We start from the raw sequence: 17,048 nt of genomic DNA, 5'->3' as shown, positions 1-17,048 counted from the left end.
ACCATTCTTTGTCTGCGACACAGTCCTCTGCCGAATTAGCGTGAAAGCGCGAGGCTAGTGTGAGGGGGTGGCCGACAATATTGGCGCGGTGATCTTTCTGAGCTACGGGTTCGATACCTCCTACCTGCCGACACCCTATGTCGTGTCGAGAATCGTCTATCTCATTGTCATAGCCGGTCTGCTTATCGCCATGTACCGCTTCCTACACCGCTGACCGAGCACGGTGGCCACTCGCCGTGCTTGACATAAACCACGGTTCAGCTTTTACGGTCAGAGTCATGAAACCAAGGCCAACTCTGCACAATCCCACACTCGCTGGCGTTGCCGGAACCGAGGCCAAAGCCCTTGCCGCGCAGCTTCACAAGGGCGTCGAGTCCGGCGATGCCGACTTCTACGACAGCTGGTTCGCCGCAGACATCATGTGGGGCAGTCCCAAAGGTATCGCCCTCGTCGGCTACGAGCAGCTGAACGCCATCCATCACGGGCTAATGCGGGCGGGCGTCGCCCCCGCGTCCCGTTTCGAAGTCGTTGCCGCGCAGGCGCCCGCCCCCAATGTTGTCGTCGCCCATATCCGCCGCCAAGCGATCGAGCCGGATGGCTTCTCCGAAATGGCGATGTACGTACTCGTCGAACGCGACGGCGAATGGTGGCTGGCCGCTGCACAGAACACGCCCATCACGGCCTGAACCCGGCAGTTCCGAACGCACCGAAACTCGATCCGACGCAACCTGCGTACATTGACCACGTGTCGATTCCCGCACACGGACCGGGACCCCGCTGGTTCGGCCACGTCGGGCAACCTGCCCTTGCCCTGGTCTTGGCCGTGTTTCTGCTGCCTCCGGGGCTGCAATCGGTTCGCGTCGGAGGGATTTCGACGGCGTGGGTAGTCGGCCTCGCGATCGCGCTCGTTGTGTTGCACATCTGCGTCGCGACAGCACGCCGCTGGCCGAGCCAGTCGTTTGTGATCGGCACCCTTGCCTGCGCAACGCTCGCTGCCGGGCCCGACATCGACGGCGTGACGGACTTCGTCGAGGCAAGCGAATACAGCCCGATCCTGCTGCCGAGCACCCTCTGCTTCTTTGCCCTGCTGTACTCGGTCAGCGCGCACACCCGACCGCCGCTGCCGAACTACGCACTCGGCCTTGGCCTTGCGGGCTGCTGCGTGACCCTGGCGCGCCTGTGGGGTTTCACCGGAACTCCGATCGCGACTTGGGCATGGTGGTTGTTTCTTGGCACCACTGCATTCGGTGGAACGATCGCCGCTTGGGCGCTGGGGCGCTACCGATTCACCCGAGCTCTATGGGCCACTCAAAAGGCGGAACGCCTGGCCGCTGACGAACGTCGACACATCGCGCGGGAGATGCACGACGTCGTAGCGCACTCTGTTGCGGTGATGGTGAGCCACGCCGAGGCAGGTCGGCTCGTGGTCGTGAATTCACCTGAGCGTGCACCTGAAATCTTCACCACCATCGCCGACGCTGGTCGCGAAGCGCTCACCGAGATGCGCGGACTGCTCGCAGTGCTGCGCGACGATGCCGCCGCGACCGAGCCCCAGCCCGGACTGGCCGAGCTCCCCGCTTTGATCGACCGCATGCGCGCGGCCGGTGTCGACATCGAGTTCTCCTCCGACGACCAGCTGCACACCACTCCTGCTGTCGCCCTTACGATCTACCGAATCATCCAAGAAGCGCTGACGAACATAACCAGGCATGCGGGCGAAAAACCCAGCGCGCGTGTGGCTGTCGACAGCGGCCCCGATGGAATCGAGGTGCACGTGACGAATACCGGTGTGGTGCAGACCGACCCTCGTCCTGGCCGCGGTTTGATCGGCATGCAGGAAAGGGTCGATGCCGTCGGCGGAACGCTAAAGGCGGGCCCTACCGCGACCGGCTGGACCGTCGAGGTGACGGTGCCTCGATGAGCGAACTGGAGCGCATCCGCGTCCTCATAGTGGACGACCAAGAGCTGATGCGATCGGCGCTGCGCATGATGGTCGAGAGCCAGCCCGACCTGATCTTGGCGGGCGAAGCAGCCGACGGTCACGAGGCCGTCGCCATGGTGCGGTCACACCGAATCGATGTGGCTCTCATGGACATTCGGATGCCGAAGCTCGACGGCATACAGGCAACAGCGACCATCACCGCCGAACAACCGAGCTGTCGGGTGATCGTGCTGACCACGTTCGATCTTGACGACTACGCCTTCTCCGCGATCCGGGCGGGCGCCAGTGGATTTCTGCTCAAGGACGCGCGCAGTGAGGAGATCGTCGACGCTGTCCGGACGGTCCATGCCGGTCACGGCGTCATCGCACCGTCGACCACACGTCGGCTCATCGAGCATGTTGCCGAGCTGCCCAACGCCGACTCCGGCCGGGCCGCTGAGGTACGCGCCACGCTGACCCCGCGCGAACTCGACACGTTCCTCGAGATCGCTACCGGCGACACGAACCGCGAGATCGCGATGCGGCTTCACCTGTCCGAGGCAACGATCAAAACCCATGTCGGACATGTGCTTACCAAGCTGTGCCTGCGCGACCGGGTTCAGGCCGTTGTGCTCGCGTACGAGTCCGGGTTGGTTGGTCCGTCCCACCGCTGACCCTCCGTCTCATCCTCGAGGATGAGACCGGCACGACCTCAGGACGAGGCGCCCGACTGCCTTACTCGCCAAAGTAGTCGGCATGACCATGACGACCGACCTCGTCGAGCGCACCCACTCGACGACCTACTTCCGAATTGGTGCGTGGTGCTGGATCGCAACCGGCACTGGGCACACCATCGGCGACGTCTTCCTTCGCGCGTTTCCACGGGACGAGGACAAGACGATCGACGACATCATGCGCGCCAGTTCGTTCGATCTGATGGGGCTGCACCGCTCGTACTACGAGGTGACGATGGGCTTCAGCCTGGCCATGGGATGCTGCATGGTCTTCGTCGGGATCCTGTTGCTGTGGATCGCCAAACTCACTGCACGACAGGATATTCGGTCTGCGGCGATACTCGGTCTCGCCATGTCGGCAGTGGCGCTCACTATCTGTGCGTTGCTCGAGCCGCCGCCCCCGATCGTGCTCTTCAGCGCGGCATGCGTCGCATTCGGACTTTCCGTGGGCACTGCTGTTCGCGGAGCAAACCGATGACCAAATGGGCAGGGTGGATCATCACTCTGGCCGGAATTGGGCACACTGTAGGAAGTCTCGCCGAGACCGCGCCGGACCACGCCGAAACCTGGTTCGCCGGAACGCTCTGGAGCGAAACCGATTACACGACCTTCAGCGACGCGGCCACAGGATTCTGGTATTCGGCATTCAGTTTCGGGCCGCCGTTGATCTTGCTAGGTGTCATCGTGTTGTGGTTCGCCCATCGCGGCATCACACCTCCGGCGTTCATTGCCGTGGCAATTGCGGTCTGGGTCGCGATCACGTTCGTCGCCTCCGGGCCTTCCCCCCTGCTCGTCCTGCTCGTCGCATCCGGATTGCTGCTCCGTGACGCGCGTCGAACCACACCCACTGCAGCGCCGAAGGAGATGCAGCGATGAGAATCCCAGTCGCAGCCCACACCGAACAACCCTGGCGGATTCACGAGATCGCGCCCGACTTCCGCGTCCTGGATGTGTGGGCGTACCACGCTCCCGGCTCCGGACCGGACGACCTCGCCACCATGCTCGCCGCGATACGCGCCGCCGAAAGTCGGAAACCCGACCCGCTTCTGGTGCGATTTCTCTTCGCCGTGCGATGGAAGCTCGGCGCGTTGTTCGGGTGGGACGATCCCGAGCAGGGTCTGGCAGCCAAGGGCCGCGTCTCGTCCTTGTGCGAACGGCTCCCGGACGACCTGCGCCAACCACAGTCGGGAGCACCGGTACCCGGCATCCCGTTCGTCGAGCTGTACCAACTACACAACGAGCACGCCATCGAACTGGCCAACAAGACGGTCCACGGCGTGGCCCATCATGGCTGGGTCCCCACTGACGATGGCGAGTACGAACTGCGAATGGCGGTGCTGATCAAGGCGAACGGCCGGTTCGGGCGCGCGTACATGGCGGCGATAGCACCGTTCCGGTACCTGGTTGTCTACCCCGCCATGACCCGCCAGTGGGAGCGTGCCTGGCGCGATCGCGCCGAACTGTTGGACGGCGTCGATTCGCGAAGCTAATCGATGATCCGAACAACCCTTGCGGGTACACCCACCGCCAGGACAGCTCGCGGAATGTCGCGGGTGACGATCGCGCCGGCACCGATCACGGAGTCTTCGCCGACCGTCACGCCTTGCAGGACCATCGCCCCTGCGCCGATCCAGACGTTTCTCTCGATTCGGATCGGGGCAGCGGTGATGCCCTTGCGACGCAGCGACGGCTCGAGAGGATGCCCGGACGAAATCAGCCGAACGCCAGGGCCCATCATCACCTCGTCGCCGATCTCGATGCCGCCGATATCGTCGAGCCGACACCCCTGATTGATAAAGACATTGCGGCCGACCCGAATATTGACGCCATGATCCGAGTACACCGGCGGAATCAGATTGAAAGTCTCGTCCTCGGGCTGGCCGGTCAGCTCACTCCACGCCTGCCGGATCGCGGCCCTGTTTTCGTATGGCAATGCGTTGAGCCGCTCCGTCATTCGGATCGCTCGTTCGACCCTGTCCCGAAAGCCCGAACCTCGATGTGCACCAGCATCGTTCGAGATCCGCTCGGTCATGGGTCTCCCTGTGTCGTCGTATCTACAGACTGTGACGCTACTCAGCCGGCCTGACAGATCCAGTTGGACGCAACCCCTTATATACCGACTCTGAGTCGGTTAGTGTGGTCGAAGCCACTACGAAAGGAAGTTCACCAGTGTCAAGCATTGTTGCCGAGCGCGAGGCCGACCTCGAGCGCTCGTCGCTCGAGTACGTCTTCAACCGCTACCACGACGCGTGGGAAGCCAAGGATCCAGACGCTATCGCCGCGCTCCACAGCGAGGATTCGTCGTACGCCCTGCGCGCCGGCGAGGAACGCGCCCACGGACGCGCGGCACTGCGCGAGCACTTCAGGAAGGTTTTCGAGCTGTACCCGAATTACAGAGCCGACGTCGCGCGACTGATCCTCGGTGCCGGACACTGGGTCCTCGAATGGACGATGGTGATCGACCTCCTCGACACCGAAGGAAAGCCGTTTACGGCGCGCATCGACCTTGTCGATGTCGTCGACGTCGACCAAGACGGCCTGGTTTCGAGAAAGGACGTCTATGTCGACGGAGCACAGCGTGCCGCGGCATTCGGCCGAGCGGGCGCAATCTGACGGTCTAGTTTTCGGCGAGCCCTGACAGTAGGTCGCGCAGTACCTCACCGAACTGGGCAACCGCTGCTTCGGGATCGTCGGCACGACCTGTCACGAGTGCGGCCTCCATCACAGCCCCGAGAACCAGCTGAGTGGTGGCCGCAACCCGAACGTCGGTCGCGGACGACGGCAGAATCATCGCGACCGCAGCCCTCGTCATACCCGAGAAGTGGCGGTCGTCGATTTCACGCCATCGTTCCCAGCCGAGCACCTCGGGCCCCTCCAACAGGACGATCCGCCGGCGGCGTGGGTCGGCGGCGCGCCGGAGATAGTCCGACAACACCTCGGCTAGGACGCTGGCCGTCAAGGGACCCGGCCGCTGACGCTCCCGAAGCTCGTCGGCAATCTCACCCTGCAGTTCGTCGACGATCGCGTCGAACAAGACCTTCTTGGACGGAAAGTGATGATAGAAAGCACCTTTGGCGATTCCAGCCTGTGCGACAACGGCGTCGACTGTCACGGCGTTGTAGCCCTGCTCGGCCATCAGCGTTCGACCGACTGCCATGATCGCGGCAATCGTCCTTTCGCTGCGTTCACGCTGGCTGGCCAAGACGCTCCTCTGTCTCCGAGCGACATCACGCTCGCTCGGAGACTACCTCGCGGCTGCGCCGCATCGTGAGTCCTATTGGCGGTCAGGCACTCCGAAAAGACTCACGATCAGCCCAGCTGCCGCTGCACGATCTCGTCGGCGACGGCGTCGGTCACGGGCATCCCGCTGATCAGCACGCGATACCACAGCGGACCTATGAGGCAGTCTTCGATCAATTGCGGATCGGTGTCAGGGAGTTGCCCGGCCGCCTGGGCGCCTCGTATCCGCGCTTGATTGTGCTCACGTGCAGGAGCGTGGATACCCAGGATCATCTGTTCCCGAAGATCGGCGTCGACCAACTGAGCACTGGCCACTCCGACGCACAGCGCGCGAAGCAACGGATCGACGAAAAGTGCTACGAACCCCCGTAACCACGACCGTAGGTCCTCGCGAATGTCGCCGGTGTCGGGAATGAGAAAGTAGCGCCCGCTGACTTCCTCCAGCAGCGCATCCAGCATGAGATGCGCTTTGGACGGCCACCAGCGATACAGCGTCGGCTTGCCGACACCAGCCTCGGCTGCCACCCGGTCCATGGTGACGAAGGTGAAGCCATGCTCGGCACACATCTCGACCGCGGTTCGCAAAATATGGCTCCGCGAGCGCGCGGAGCGAGTTTCGGTAGCCACTCGGACAACCTAGCACCAAAACGTAACGTTTCGTATTGACCTCGAAGTCGGCCAGCGGTACGTTACGTAACGTTCTGTTTCGCAGAGAGGAAGCATCATCATGACACTGTTCGAATCGCTCGCAGCCGCCATCGAAGGTCGTGTGACGACCAAGGCCGACGCCACGGCGACCGACCGCGACTGGTCGCAAATCACCAGACCGTGGAACCTGCAGATCAGTCAAGAAGACGCAGTCGCCGTGGTCGATGTCGACAGCATTGCCGACGTCCAGCAGACTGTGAAGTTTGCTGCAGCACATGACCTTTCCGTTTCGACGCAACGGACTGGACACGGGGCCACCGGTAACGCCGCCGGCACGATCCTGCTCCGCACCAACAACCTGAACACACTCGAGATCGACGCCACGAGCCGACGCGCGCACGTGGGCGCCGGTGTTTTGTGGGGTCGAGTCCAAACTGCCGCAGCCGAATACGGCCTCTCCGGCACCCCTGGGAGTTCACCCGGCATCGGAGTGGTCGGCTACACGGTCGGCGGCGGCCTGAGCTGGTTCTCCCGAAAGTTCGGACTCGCGGGTGTGTCGGCGCGAAGTTTCGCGGTCGTCACCGCCGACGGCGAGCGTCTGTATGTCGACAACGAAACCGAGCCAGACCTGTATTGGGCGCTGCGCGGCGGCGGGGGCGACGTCGCGATCGTGACCTCGGTCGAGCTCCAACTCCACCCTGTGCCTTACCTTTTCGGTGGCCGGATGATGTGGCCGGCCGATCGCGCACACGACGTCATGTGCGCCTACCAGGCGGTCACCGCCGACGCTCCCGCCGAATTGACGCTCTGGCTCGATCTACTACATTTTCCCGGGAGCCCAACACCTTTGGTTGCATTGGACTGCACCTTCCTCGGTGCCGAAAAGCTGGCGCGTCAGCTGCTGAGTCCTTTCGACTCGATTGGCGGGACGCTCAGCGACAGTCGCGCCACGATGAGTACGGCCGAGCTCGCATCGATCACCGGTGACCCACTCGACCCCAGTCCCGGCATCAGTCACACTGTGCCAGTGCGTGTTTTCGACGAGGGCGTCATGGCGGCGCTGTTGCGAGAACCTATATTTCCACTGCTCAGCGTCCAGATCCGCCAACTCGGGGGCGCCGTGAGCGGGGCGAACGATCTGCCCAACGGCCCTCTCGCCAGCCAACATCTGGTCTATCTGTTCGGTAGTCCGACACCGGATCGCTCAGCAGACCGAATCCGAGAACGCATTTCCGAACTATCGGAGCAGCTGGCGCCAGCCATCGGTCACGGCAAGCCGCTGACCTTCCTCGCTCCCGGCGAAACGATGTCGGCCGCATTGCCGGACCAGTCCGTACGCAAACTCGCGACACTAAAACACCGATGGGACCCGGATCGGATACTGCGATCCAGCTGCCCGACGCCCGCGGTCGACGAACTCGTCGGCGCCGAGCACACGGTGCGCTAGGGATGACCGAAAACGAGCGAGTATCCAAAAACCAACGAACGCTCGCTGCCTACGAAACGATCGCCCTCGAGTATGCGCAGTCGACGGAAGGTTCCTCGACTGCCGCGCATCATGCGACGATGCGCCGCTTCGTCGACTCACTGTCACCTGGCGGCACCGTGCTCGAACTTGGCTCGGGGCCGGGATGGGACGCCGACTTCGTCGAGTCTTTCGGTGCCCGGGTTCGACGGACGGACGCAACAACGGCTTTCCGCGACTTCCAGCGTGCACGCGGCAAACACATCGAACCACTCGACGCGGTCAAAGACACCTTCGTCGACCCGATCTGGCCGGCCTACGAAGCGGTGATGGCGCTGTACGTGCTTCAGCACATCGAGCGCGAGGACAACGACATTGTCTTACGCAAAGCGGCCGAGGCATTACGACCGGGCGGAACACTGCTGGTCACCGTTCGTGAGGGCGTCGGCGACCTCTGGGAGGGCAGCCCATCCGGCACCCGGTATCACGTCACTCGATGGGAACCGTCCGCCTTCGAAGAGCGAGTCGAGGCTGCGGGGCTCGAACCGGTATGGACCGATCACTTCGTCGACGAGGAGGGTCCGTGGCTTGCACTCCTCGCACGCAAAGCATGAGGCACCGAGAGATCTTCAGCCGAGACGCTTGGTCACCTCGACCCGTGCCCCACGTGCCGGGACAACCGTAATGTGGTGCATACGTTGCTTTTCCGAGCGGTCGCCGACGGCGCGCAACTCGACGTGACGGAGCACAGTACGCACCACCGTCTCCATTTCGGTTTGGGCGAACAGGGCACCGAGGCAGCGGCGTGTTCCGCCGCCGAAGGGAATCCACGCGTGCGACGGGACGTCGGCGTCCTCCCAACGTTCGGGACGGAACTCTGCGGCGTGCGGTCCCCAGATCCGCGGGTCCGTCTGAATGCCCCCGATGGACGGGAGCACGAATTGCCCTGCGGGTAAGGAGAACCCATCGACTTGCCTGGGTTCCATCAGTCGTCGAGCAACGTTGTAGATGACGGGACGCACCCGCAGCGCCTCCTTGACGACTGCTGTGCGATAGGGATCGCGATCGTCGTCCAACCCGGACTGCAAGCGAGCCAAGACCTCCGGGTGCCTCAGCACAAGCTCGAAGGTCCACGCCAACCCGACCGCCGTGGTCTCGTGGCCTGCGGCCAGCATCGTGACGAGTTCGTCTCGCACCACCGCCGGGTCGGCATCGCCGTCCACGAGCATCGACAGCACGTCCGGTCGCGACGCGCGTTCGGGATCGTGTCGGCGCCTGTCGATTTCCTCGTACAGCAATTCGTCGGCGTGTTCGAGCTGCCGAATCACGTTGCGCCACGGCCAATACCGATGCAGCCCTGGTGCGACCCACAGCAACATGTCGGTGACCCCCAAACCGAGCACCCCCCGCAATGCATCGCCGAGGCGTCGCGCGCGAGCAGGTTCGTCCACGCCCATCACCACTCGCACGATGATGTCGAGTGTGAGTGCCTGCGTTCTCTCCAGTAGCGGAAAGTCCTCACCCACAGGCCAAGTCGCGACCTCACGAACAGTCGCTTCCTCCATCAGCGACACCACCCGCGCGATCCGCGCACCGTGGAACGGCGGCAGTAGGCGCTTACGAGCGGGCTGATGCTCGGGTGCATCCAGGGTCAGAACGGAGTTGTTGCCGACGAGTGGCCGCAGCAGCGAGTTGCCCTCGCCTGCGTGCACGATGTCGGGGCTGGTGCGAAAGATCTCGCGGATCGCATCGGCATCTCGGGTTACGACGAGCCGACCCACCGGCGCCGAATTCAATGTGAAGGTGTCGCCGAACTTCCTATGCATCTTCGGTAGGTACTGCGGCCGATAGCCCCACACGAAAACCGTCTGCAACAACCCTGGCGTTCGTGGACCGGGTGGCAACTCGATCGGAGTGCCGGGGATATGCGACCGATCGAGCGGCGCTGCGGACTTCCAGCCGTACAACCGGTCGCGCGTCGACGGTGCCTGCTCGCGTACCCCGGATGTCGTCGCCATACGGACCATCTTGGTCCAACTCCAGCGTTTTGGAATCCCCCGAGAGGCCGATATTCGGACCTGAGCGCGGATACACTCGGTCGACAATCGATAGGAGTCCACGTTGCTTACTCGCACTCTTCGGGCCGCACTCGTTCCTGCCGCTGCGGTTGCAGCATTGATCGTCGGCGCACCGTCGGCTGCCGCAATCAACCTGTACACCACCGAGACCACCCTCACGCTGCCGAGTGGACCGATCGGAGTGGGTTGCGCGGTAACGCTGACTGCCACCGTATCGGCCACGCCTCCCACACCCGACGCCGGCGAAGTTCGCTTCGGCGTCAACGGCAGTTCCGCCGGAAATGTGCCGATAAAGGACGGCGTCGCCACGGTGACGTGGACACCGACCGCCGCCGGTGAACAGAACGTGAGTGCGTTCTACACCGGAATCAATACCGGCAACGACGCGTGGGGCTCTTCTTACGACGCGGTCGATGTCACCGTCGTATCGGCCGTCAACACCGGTTCGGGCTGCATTCCGCTGCCGTTCTGACGAGCCACACGGACGCTCGGATGTAGACGCGTCGCACTGCAACTTTGCCAACTTGCTGATCAGGCCCCGCGCCGAACGATCTTACGTAGTGTTGGCCTGGTGGAACTGCTGCTCGGGATCGATATGGGTACAGGCAGCACCAAGGGTGTCCTGGTGGATTCGACGGGCGCGGTCCTCGCGACCGAAACCGTCGCGCACGCGATGCAGCTGCCGAGGCCCGGGTGGGCAGAGGTCGACGCAGAGGCCACGTGGTGGCGCGAGGTCTGCGACATCAGCACCGCGTTGATGTCCGCCGTACCGTCCGGCTCCCGAGTTGCGGCATGTGTGTCAGCGGCGCGGGGCCCTGTCTGGTGCTGTGCGACGAAAATCTGCGCCCGCTGCGCCCGGCGATCATGTACGGAATCGACACCAGAGCGACGGCAGAGATCGAGTCCCTGAACGCAGAATTGGGCGAGGAGAACATCTTCGAGCAATCCGGGACGCGACTGTCGAGTCAGGCTGTCGGACCGAAACTGGAATGGGTACGTCGCAACGAACCGGACGTGTTCGATCGGGCACGGGGTTGGTACGGATCGAATTCCTACATCGCCGCGAAGCTCACCGGCGAATACGCGCTCGACCACCACACGGCAAGCCAATGCGACCCGATGTACGCCACCCGCGTTTTCGAGTGGAATTTGCCTTGGGCGCAACGTATTTGCGCGCATCTGCCCTTGCCCCGACTGCTCTGTCCAAGTGAGGTTGTCGGTGTCGTACACGCCGAGGCGTCGGCAGCCACGGGTGTTCCGGTCGGCACGCCGGTGATCGCTGGAACGGTCGACGCCTATTCCGAGGCCTTCTCGGTGGGTGTTCGCCATCCCGGTGACCTGATGCTGATGTACGGCTCCACCATGTTTCTCGTTCAGGTGATCGACACTTTTCAGAGTGATCCCGCGCTGTGGACGACGGCCGGCGTCGAGCGAGGCACTCTGGCCTTGGCCGGAGGCACATCCACTGCAGGCAGCATGATCGGCTGGCTCCGAACAATCACCGGCGGTGCACAGTTCGATACCTTGATGGCCGAGGCCGCCGAGGTCGCGCCCGGCAGCGACGGACTGTTGGTGCTGCCCTACCTCGCCGGCGAGCGAACCCCGGTTTTCGACCCGATGGCGCGCGGAGTGTTCGCAGGACTGTCCCTCCGACACGGTCGAGGACACCTGTTTCGCGCTGTCTACGAAGGCATTTCGTTCGGTATCCGGCATATTCTGGAGTGCTTCGACGAGTTGGACACGGCGTCGCGCACAGTCGGCGTCGGCGGGGGTCTGAAAAGTCCGCTCTGGGTCCAGACTCTCAGCGACGTCACCGGTCGACCACAGCTCGTACCCGAGCAGGCAATCGGAGCCAGTTACGGCGACGCGCTCCTTGCGGCCATCGGCGCAGGTGTCGTGCCACCCGAGACAGATTGGGCGAAGATTTCCCACGAGGTCGCTCCCGATCCGCGAAATCGCAACCTCTACGACGACCTCTATCAGACGTGGCTGTAGCTGTATCCGGCGACGAAAGACATCGTCCACAGCTTGGTTCCGCACGACGCCAAAGCCGCTGGCTCCCAACCTGTCACGTAGGGGTCAGCTGATCGACTTCTCGAGGATCGCAGCGGCAGTATCCGGGTCGGTGACCAGTCGATTGAAGTAGCCGCCACGGGCGCCCGCGATGATCGAGTCGACTTTCTCCACGCCTACGGCAACGGCAATGGTTACGGGGATCTGACGCAACACGTCGAGGCCGACAGCGATCAACCTGTCACTGCCCTCGAATTCGACTGATTCCCCCGACCTGTCGTAGAACCGAGAGCAGACGTCGCCGATCGCCGACCGCAGCGTCGACGAGCCGGTAGGGACGAATCGCGGGATGTCCGACCGCATCAGTGGAGGTGCTCCGACGCCCATGATGGCGCACCGTGCCTGCGGCCAAAGGTGTACGACGCGTTGTATGGTCGGGTCTTTGAACAACGACGGGTACAGATCGGGGCCTGGCAAAGCGGGCGCGAAGAGGTACATCGCGCGGCCGCCCACCCGATTAGCGACCAATCGAGTGATCTCGTTGGTCTGATACCACTCATCGGGTTGATCATTGCCGCCGAGCGTCGGCGCGACCAATACTCCTGGTAGCGGGGTCAATTCGCATTGCGCAACCTCGTAGATCGTTCGACCGGACGACACCAACAACACGTCACCGGAGAGCAACTCGGCACCGGCGAGCGCACGCCCGACCGCCGGAGCCAGCGCTCGACCCATCACGTCGGCAACGGTCCGGCGCGGCCCTGGGTAGGGCATGGGCAAGCTCAGATAAGTGGTGGTGAGGCCGAGCGCCCGCGCGAGTCGGTCGGCAAGCTCCTCCGAGGCCGCCTCGGCGGGTGGTACTACCTCGATCCGGACGATGCCCTGCCGTTTCGCCTCGGCGAGCAATCTGCTGACGGTTGCTCTGCTGGTGCCGAGTTGAGCCGCGATGTCAGCTTGCGTCGCGCCTTCGGCGTAATAGAGCTTCGCGGCCGAGTAGAGCACGGCGGGCGCGAAATGTGTGGTCTCGGCGTCCGACGATGGTTCGTCGACACCGGGGTCTGGGGTGTCACGTCCGGACTGTTGCATCCACCGAGTATCGCACTGAACACATGCGCATGACTCAAATTACTCATGCACATATTCTCTGTACAACTGTTCACAAGAGAGCTAATGTGAGCTGGAGCACACCGCGCAGAGCCTCAGGAGTCGACTCATGACCGATCGGATACCCGAAAAGATGCAGGCGGTGGTCTGCCACGGACCGCGCGATTACCGATTGGAAGAAGTGGCAGTGCCACTCCGCCGACCCGGGGAGGCACTGATCCGAGTTGAGGCCGTGGGGATTTGCGCGAGCGATCTGAAGTGCCACGACGGTGCCGCGAAGTTCTGGGGTGACGAGAATCGCGCAGCATGGGCCGAAACAATGGTGATCCCCGGACATGAATTCGTCGGCCGGGTCGTCGAACTCGACGATGCAGCGGCGCAGCGCTGGCACATCTCGATGGGCGACCGCGTCGTCTCGGAGCAGATCGTGCCGTGCTGGGAATGTCGTTATTGCAAACGCGGCGAGTACCACATGTGCCGACCGCACGACATCTTCGGCTTCAAGCGCCGGACGCCGGGCGGAATGGCAAGCTACATGGTCCTTCCCGCGGAAGCGCTGGTGCACAGGGTTTCCGGTGATATCCCAGCACAGCACGCTGCATTCGCAGAACCACTCGCCTGCTCCCTACACGCTGTCGAACGTGCACTGATCACGTTCGACGACGTCGTGGTGATAGCCGGGTGCGGACCGATCGGACTCGGCATGGTTGCAGGCGCGAGAGCCAAGAATCCGATGCACGTGGTGGCGTTGGACCTCGCGCCGGAGAAGCTGGAGTTGGCGCGAGCGTGCGGAGCGGACATCACCGTCAACATTGCCACCGACGACGCCCTCGCCGTGATCTCTGCCCTGACCGACGGTTACGGCGCGGACGTCTACCTCGAGGCAACCGGACATCCATCGGCAGTTCCCCAGGGCCTCAACCTATTACGAAAGCTGGGTCGGTACATCGAATACGGCGTCTTCGGCAGCGACGTCTCGGTCGATTGGAGCATCATCAGCGACGACAAAGAACTCGATGTGCTCGGCGCTCACCTCGGTCCGCACTGCTGGCCCGCCGCCATCAAGATGATCGAATCCGGTGCGTTGCCGATGGATCGGATCTGCAGCCATCAACTTCACCTGTCCGAGTTCCAGCAAGGCCTCGACCTCGTCGCGAGCGGGAGCGAGTCGGTGAAAGTGACCTTGATTCCCGCCTGACCACAACCTCACTCGTCCCAGCGTCGGGAAGGACAACCAACATGACTCGAAGTACCGAAAGCCCCACACAGCCAGGACAGGTGGCGTTCACAGCGGTCGGCGTCAAGAAACACTATCCGGGGGTGAAAGCGCTCGACGGGGTCGATCTCGAGGGTTATGCGGGCAGCGTCTTGGGGGTGTGCGGCGCCAACGGTGCCGGCAAATCGACGTTCGCCAAACTGCTTGCCGGTGTCGAGACCCCCACGGACGGCGAAATCACCGTTGCCGGCTATCCACACGCAGTTCGCAATGCCGCGGAGGCCGAGCAAGCGGGGGTGCTGATGATGCACCAGGAGCCCCTGATCATCGATGACTTCACCGTCGGGGAGAACGTCTGGCTCTACAAACTCCGCGAAGGCAAAGACATTCGGCCTTGGGCGACGAAAACGGACACGAACAGTGCGCAGACGAGGGAGGTCCTGCACGGCGTCGGACTCGGTCATCTGAGCACCCGCCAACTGGCAAGAGACCTCGGACCCGGTCAGCGTCAAATGCTTTCGCTCAGCCGGGCCGCCGTTGCGACGCACAAGATCATGATTCTCGACGAGACCACAGCGTCGACGAGCGAAGAGCATTTCAACGACATCCTCGAACTCGTCGATCGCGAGAAGAAGGCGGGAACGTCGATCATCTTCGTATCGCACCGACTCAACGAGGTTTTCGCGATGTGCGACCGGATCGCCGTGCTCCGCAACGGCAAGTTGGTGAAGGTGTTGAATGCCGCCGACAGCAATCCGGACGAGATAACGACCCTGATGATCGGTCAGGCGCTGAAGGCTCTGGACCGACCGCCACGGGTGCAGACCTCCAGTGCACCGGTGCTGGAGGTCCGCGACCTGGTCGGTGGTACCGCCAGAGGCGTTTCCTTCGACGTGAACCACGGTGAGATCGTCGGACTCTACGGGTTGGTCGGCAGCGGCCGATCCTCCGTTGCGCGCACGATCACAGGTCAGCGGAAGGCAGCGAGCGGGTCCATCAAACTGGACGGCACCGAAATCAGTTTGCCGACACCGGGTTCCGCGGTATCCAAACACATCGCCTACGTGACCGAGGATCGCCGACTCGAGGGTTTCGTCAAGGACTTCGACAACGGGGAGAACATGAGCCTCGTCGTCCTCCCGAAAATGTCGAGGATCGGTGTCGTCAGGCCCGCCGTCGAGCGCAAGCGTGTGCGAGAGCTGATCGGTGAGTACCAGGTCAAGGGTGGAACATCCACCTACACACGCACATTGAGCGGCGGCAATCAGCAGAAAGTGGTCGTCGCGAAATGGCTGGAGACCGATCCCGATTTCGTCGTCCTCGACGAACCGACGAAGGGCATCGACGTCGGTGCTCGCGCCAACATCTACGAGATCATTCATCGCCTTGCCGGGCGGGGAAAGGGTGTCCTGGTGGTGTCGAGCGAAGCCGAGGAACTGCTCTCGCTGTGCCACCGAATCCTGGTGATGCGCAACGGGGTCATCGCGGCCGAGTTCGACCCCGAGGAAGCCGACACCGACGACTTGATTCGCACGGCGCTGACCCACACGGACTGACATTCACAGACCCTCCCCCAAGGAGTTCGAGCTCATGACCACTACAGCGGCACAGCCTCCCGTACATCATTACGAGGAGAATTACTCACGCGGCCAAGCGTTTACGACCTGGCTCAAATCTCAATATGCCCTCTACATCTTGGTCGCCCTTTTGCTGGTCGCAACGGCGACAAAGGGTTCCATCTTCTGGGGTGGCACCAACCTCTCGAACCTCGCGCTGCAGATGTCGATCATCGGCGTCGTCGTCCTCGCGCAACTTATCGTCGTGCTCACCGGTGGCATCGACATCAGCGTCGGGTCCGCACTCGGGCTCGCAGCGGTCATCACCGCCGGCCTGTTTGGAGGTCCGAGCGTTTGGCTCGGGCTTGTCGTTGCGTTGGTCATCGGCGGGGTGGTCGGCGCCATCAACGGCGGCCTGGTCGCGTTCCGCGGTCTCGAACCGTTCATCGTCACACTCGGCATGCTCGCTCTGGCCCGCGGCCTCGTCTACGCCTACGGCAACGGCATCCCGATCATTCCGGATGCGACGTCGACCTACGCGAAGATCGGGCAGACCACCTTCATCGGTATCCCCGTGCTCGCCCTCATCTGGGTCGCCGCCGTGTTGGCAATTGGTTTCGCGCTCAACCGCACCGTCTGGGGTCGCCGCGTCTATGCGGTCGGCTCCAACAAGGAGGCGGCACGTAGCTCAGGCATTCCGGTCAAGGCGACGCTGTGGTCGGTCTACATTCTGGCCGGCCTGCTCGTCGGCCTCGGTGGCTGGATGTTCCTCTGCCGCTTCGCAACTGGTACCTCGACCGCCGGCAACCTGATGGAACTCGACGCGATCGCCGCCGTGGTGATCGGCGGAGCACGCCTCGCAGGCGGCTACGGCAAGGTGTTCGGCGCCGTCGTCGGCACCATCATCTTCGCGGTGATCGCCAACCTGCTGTCGCTGCTGAACGTGTCGACATTCCTGCAGGACGCCTTCCGTGGCGGGTTGATCCTCGTTGCGGTCACGCTGGCCACCGTGCACTTCACTCGTCGGAGGAAAGCTGCTGTCCCGACCGAACCAGTCGCGAAATAGCCGGTCC

Annotated in this window: 19 protein-coding genes and 1 pseudogene; 15 read left to right on the top strand and 5 right to left on the bottom strand. The window is 63.2% G+C overall.

The annotated features are described in order from the left end of the window. Window positions 1-67 precede the first annotated feature (67 nt). The 7 genes from ACHIRB_RS12605 (at window position 68) to ACHIRB_RS12575 (ending at window position 4,145) form a co-directional block, all read left to right on the top strand. On the top strand, window positions 68-214 hold the full coding sequence (locus ACHIRB_RS12605) for a hypothetical protein (RefSeq protein ID WP_395113370.1): 147 nt from the start codon (window positions 68-70) through the stop codon (window positions 212-214). A 64-nt stretch (window positions 215-278) separates the two neighbouring features. Next, window positions 279-686 carry an SgcJ/EcaC family oxidoreductase gene (locus tag ACHIRB_RS12600; RefSeq protein ID WP_395113371.1) on the top strand — a complete coding sequence of 136 codons (408 nt, stop codon included), beginning with the start codon at window positions 279-281 and terminating at the stop codon, window positions 684-686. A gap of 59 nt (window positions 687-745) precedes the next feature. Beyond that, window positions 746-1,921, top strand: a complete 1,176-nt coding sequence (locus tag ACHIRB_RS12595) for a sensor histidine kinase (RefSeq protein WP_395124039.1) — start codon at window positions 746-748, stop codon at window positions 1,919-1,921. Next, window positions 1,918-2,595 carry a response regulator transcription factor gene (locus tag ACHIRB_RS12590; protein WP_395113373.1) on the top strand — a complete coding sequence of 226 codons (678 nt, stop codon included), beginning with the start codon at window positions 1,918-1,920 and terminating at the stop codon, window positions 2,593-2,595. The genes ACHIRB_RS12595 and ACHIRB_RS12590 overlap by 4 nt, the downstream gene beginning before the upstream one ends. Before the next feature lie 82 nt (window positions 2,596-2,677). Then, window positions 2,678-3,133: an LIC_13387 family protein gene (locus ACHIRB_RS12585; protein ID WP_395113374.1), complete on the top strand. Its 456-nt coding sequence runs from the start codon at window positions 2,678-2,680 to the stop codon at window positions 3,131-3,133. After that, a complete protein-coding gene (locus ACHIRB_RS12580) occupies window positions 3,130-3,531 on the top strand; it encodes a DUF6463 family protein (RefSeq protein ID WP_395124038.1) in 402 nt (133 codons plus the stop codon). The genes ACHIRB_RS12585 and ACHIRB_RS12580 overlap by 4 nt, the downstream gene beginning before the upstream one ends. After that, the gene (locus ACHIRB_RS12575) at window positions 3,528-4,145 is read left to right on the top strand and encodes a DUF2867 domain-containing protein (protein WP_395124037.1); all 618 of its coding nucleotides are present in this window, start codon (window positions 3,528-3,530) and stop codon (window positions 4,143-4,145) included. Before ACHIRB_RS12580 ends, ACHIRB_RS12575 begins: the two co-directional genes overlap by 4 nt. On the opposite strand, the gene ACHIRB_RS12570 is transcribed toward ACHIRB_RS12575, so the two are convergent. Beyond that, window positions 4,142-4,687, bottom strand: coding sequence for a sugar O-acetyltransferase (locus ACHIRB_RS12570; protein WP_395124036.1), 546 nt, complete (start codon window positions 4,685-4,687; stop codon window positions 4,142-4,144). The genes ACHIRB_RS12575 and ACHIRB_RS12570 overlap by 4 nt on opposite strands. 137 nt (window positions 4,688-4,824) lie before the next feature. Here ACHIRB_RS12570 and ACHIRB_RS12565 point away from each other — a divergent pair, with 137 nt between their 5' ends. After that, the gene (locus ACHIRB_RS12565; RefSeq protein WP_395113378.1) at window positions 4,825-5,268 is read left to right on the top strand and encodes a nuclear transport factor 2 family protein; all 444 of its coding nucleotides are present in this window, start codon (window positions 4,825-4,827) and stop codon (window positions 5,266-5,268) included. 4 nt (window positions 5,269-5,272) lie between these two features. On the opposite strand, the gene ACHIRB_RS12560 is transcribed toward ACHIRB_RS12565, so the two are convergent. After that, complete coding sequence (locus ACHIRB_RS12560) at window positions 5,273-5,857, bottom strand: TetR/AcrR family transcriptional regulator (RefSeq protein ID WP_395113379.1); 585 nt, start codon at window positions 5,855-5,857, stop codon at window positions 5,273-5,275. 107 nt (window positions 5,858-5,964) lie between these two features. Continuing rightward, on the bottom strand, window positions 5,965-6,522 hold the full coding sequence (locus tag ACHIRB_RS12555) for a TetR/AcrR family transcriptional regulator (protein WP_395113380.1): 558 nt from the start codon (window positions 6,520-6,522) through the stop codon (window positions 5,965-5,967). A 100-nt stretch (window positions 6,523-6,622) separates the two neighbouring features. On the opposite strand from ACHIRB_RS12555, the gene ACHIRB_RS12550 reads away from it, so the two are divergent. Continuing rightward, complete coding sequence (locus ACHIRB_RS12550; RefSeq protein ID WP_395124035.1) at window positions 6,623-7,990, top strand: FAD-binding oxidoreductase; 1,368 nt, start codon at window positions 6,623-6,625, stop codon at window positions 7,988-7,990. Between the two features lie 2 nt (window positions 7,991-7,992). Then, window positions 7,993-8,622 (top strand): class I SAM-dependent methyltransferase, encoded by a 630-nt coding sequence (locus tag ACHIRB_RS12545; protein WP_395113382.1) that lies wholly within the window; start codon window positions 7,993-7,995, stop codon window positions 8,620-8,622. A 15-nt stretch (window positions 8,623-8,637) separates the two neighbouring features. Here the strand turns inward: ACHIRB_RS12545 and ACHIRB_RS12540 are convergent, their stop codons facing one another. Continuing rightward, window positions 8,638-10,026 carry a cytochrome P450 gene (locus ACHIRB_RS12540; RefSeq protein WP_395124034.1) on the bottom strand — a complete coding sequence of 463 codons (1,389 nt, stop codon included), beginning with the start codon at window positions 10,024-10,026 and terminating at the stop codon, window positions 8,638-8,640. Window positions 10,027-10,129: 103 nt separating this feature from the next. On the opposite strand from ACHIRB_RS12540, the gene ACHIRB_RS12535 reads away from it, so the two are divergent. Together ACHIRB_RS12535 and ACHIRB_RS12530 are read left to right on the top strand one after the other, a co-directional pair. Beyond that, complete coding sequence (locus ACHIRB_RS12535) at window positions 10,130-10,558, top strand: Ig-like domain-containing protein (protein ID WP_395124033.1); 429 nt, start codon at window positions 10,130-10,132, stop codon at window positions 10,556-10,558. Between the two features lie 99 nt (window positions 10,559-10,657). Next, window positions 10,658-12,081 (top strand): annotated as a pseudogene (locus ACHIRB_RS12530) (FGGY-family carbohydrate kinase). An 84-nt stretch (window positions 12,082-12,165) separates the two neighbouring features. Here the strand turns inward: ACHIRB_RS12530 and ACHIRB_RS12525 are convergent. Continuing rightward, window positions 12,166-13,185 (bottom strand): sugar-binding transcriptional regulator, encoded by a 1,020-nt coding sequence (locus ACHIRB_RS12525; RefSeq protein ID WP_395113385.1) that lies wholly within the window; start codon window positions 13,183-13,185, stop codon window positions 12,166-12,168. 127 nt (window positions 13,186-13,312) lie between these two features. Between ACHIRB_RS12525 and eltD the strand changes: the two genes are divergently transcribed. Genes eltD through ACHIRB_RS12510 form a run of 3 tightly spaced genes read left to right on the top strand, consistent with a single transcriptional unit; the run spans window position 13,313 to window position 17,041 of the window. Beyond that, the gene (gene eltD, locus ACHIRB_RS12520; RefSeq protein ID WP_395113386.1) at window positions 13,313-14,401 is read left to right on the top strand and encodes an erythritol/L-threitol dehyrogenase; all 1,089 of its coding nucleotides are present in this window, start codon (window positions 13,313-13,315) and stop codon (window positions 14,399-14,401) included. Between the two features lie 41 nt (window positions 14,402-14,442). Further along, the gene (locus ACHIRB_RS12515) at window positions 14,443-15,975 is read left to right on the top strand and encodes a sugar ABC transporter ATP-binding protein (RefSeq protein WP_395113387.1); all 1,533 of its coding nucleotides are present in this window, start codon (window positions 14,443-14,445) and stop codon (window positions 15,973-15,975) included. A 34-nt stretch (window positions 15,976-16,009) separates the two neighbouring features. After that, window positions 16,010-17,041, top strand: coding sequence for an ABC transporter permease (locus ACHIRB_RS12510; RefSeq protein WP_395113388.1), 1,032 nt, complete (start codon window positions 16,010-16,012; stop codon window positions 17,039-17,041). Window positions 17,042-17,048: the final 7 nt, after the last annotated feature.

The sequence above is a fragment of the Antrihabitans spumae genome (assembly GCF_043944905.1).
In the GTDB taxonomy this organism is placed as follows: Bacteria; Actinomycetota; Actinomycetes; order Mycobacteriales; family Mycobacteriaceae; genus Antrihabitans; species Antrihabitans spumae.
The sequence above is the reverse complement of the archived record's forward strand: the minus strand, read 5'-3'. Positions and strand labels throughout refer to the sequence as shown.

Bases quoted from the DNA above. Each gene is read 5' to 3' on its own strand.
- ACHIRB_RS12525 (WP_395113385.1), bottom strand. From the start codon at position 13,185: ATGCAACAGTCCGGACGTGACACCCCAGACCCCGGTGTCGACGAACCA.
- ACHIRB_RS12590 (WP_395113373.1), top strand. From the start codon at position 1,918: ATGAGCGAACTGGAGCGCATCCGCGTCCTCATAGTGGACGACCAAGAG.
- ACHIRB_RS12550 (WP_395124035.1), top strand. From the start codon at position 6,623: ATGACACTGTTCGAATCGCTCGCAGCCGCCATCGAAGGTCGTGTGACG.
- ACHIRB_RS12600 (WP_395113371.1), top strand. From the start codon at position 279: ATGAAACCAAGGCCAACTCTGCACAATCCCACACTCGCTGGCGTTGCC.
- ACHIRB_RS12540 (WP_395124034.1), bottom strand. From the start codon at position 10,026: ATGGCGACGACATCCGGGGTACGCGAGCAGGCACCGTCGACGCGCGAC.
- ACHIRB_RS12580 (WP_395124038.1), top strand. From the start codon at position 3,130: ATGACCAAATGGGCAGGGTGGATCATCACTCTGGCCGGAATTGGGCAC.
- ACHIRB_RS12515 (WP_395113387.1), top strand. From the start codon at position 14,443: ATGACTCGAAGTACCGAAAGCCCCACACAGCCAGGACAGGTGGCGTTC.
- ACHIRB_RS12570 (WP_395124036.1), bottom strand. From the start codon at position 4,687: ATGACCGAGCGGATCTCGAACGATGCTGGTGCACATCGAGGTTCGGGC.
- ACHIRB_RS12510 (WP_395113388.1), top strand. From the start codon at position 16,010: ATGACCACTACAGCGGCACAGCCTCCCGTACATCATTACGAGGAGAAT.
- ACHIRB_RS12545 (WP_395113382.1), top strand. From the start codon at position 7,993: ATGACCGAAAACGAGCGAGTATCCAAAAACCAACGAACGCTCGCTGCC.
- ACHIRB_RS12585 (WP_395113374.1), top strand. From the start codon at position 2,678: ATGACCATGACGACCGACCTCGTCGAGCGCACCCACTCGACGACCTAC.
- eltD (WP_395113386.1), top strand. From the start codon at position 13,313: ATGACCGATCGGATACCCGAAAAGATGCAGGCGGTGGTCTGCCACGGA.
- ACHIRB_RS12575 (WP_395124037.1), top strand. From the start codon at position 3,528: ATGAGAATCCCAGTCGCAGCCCACACCGAACAACCCTGGCGGATTCAC.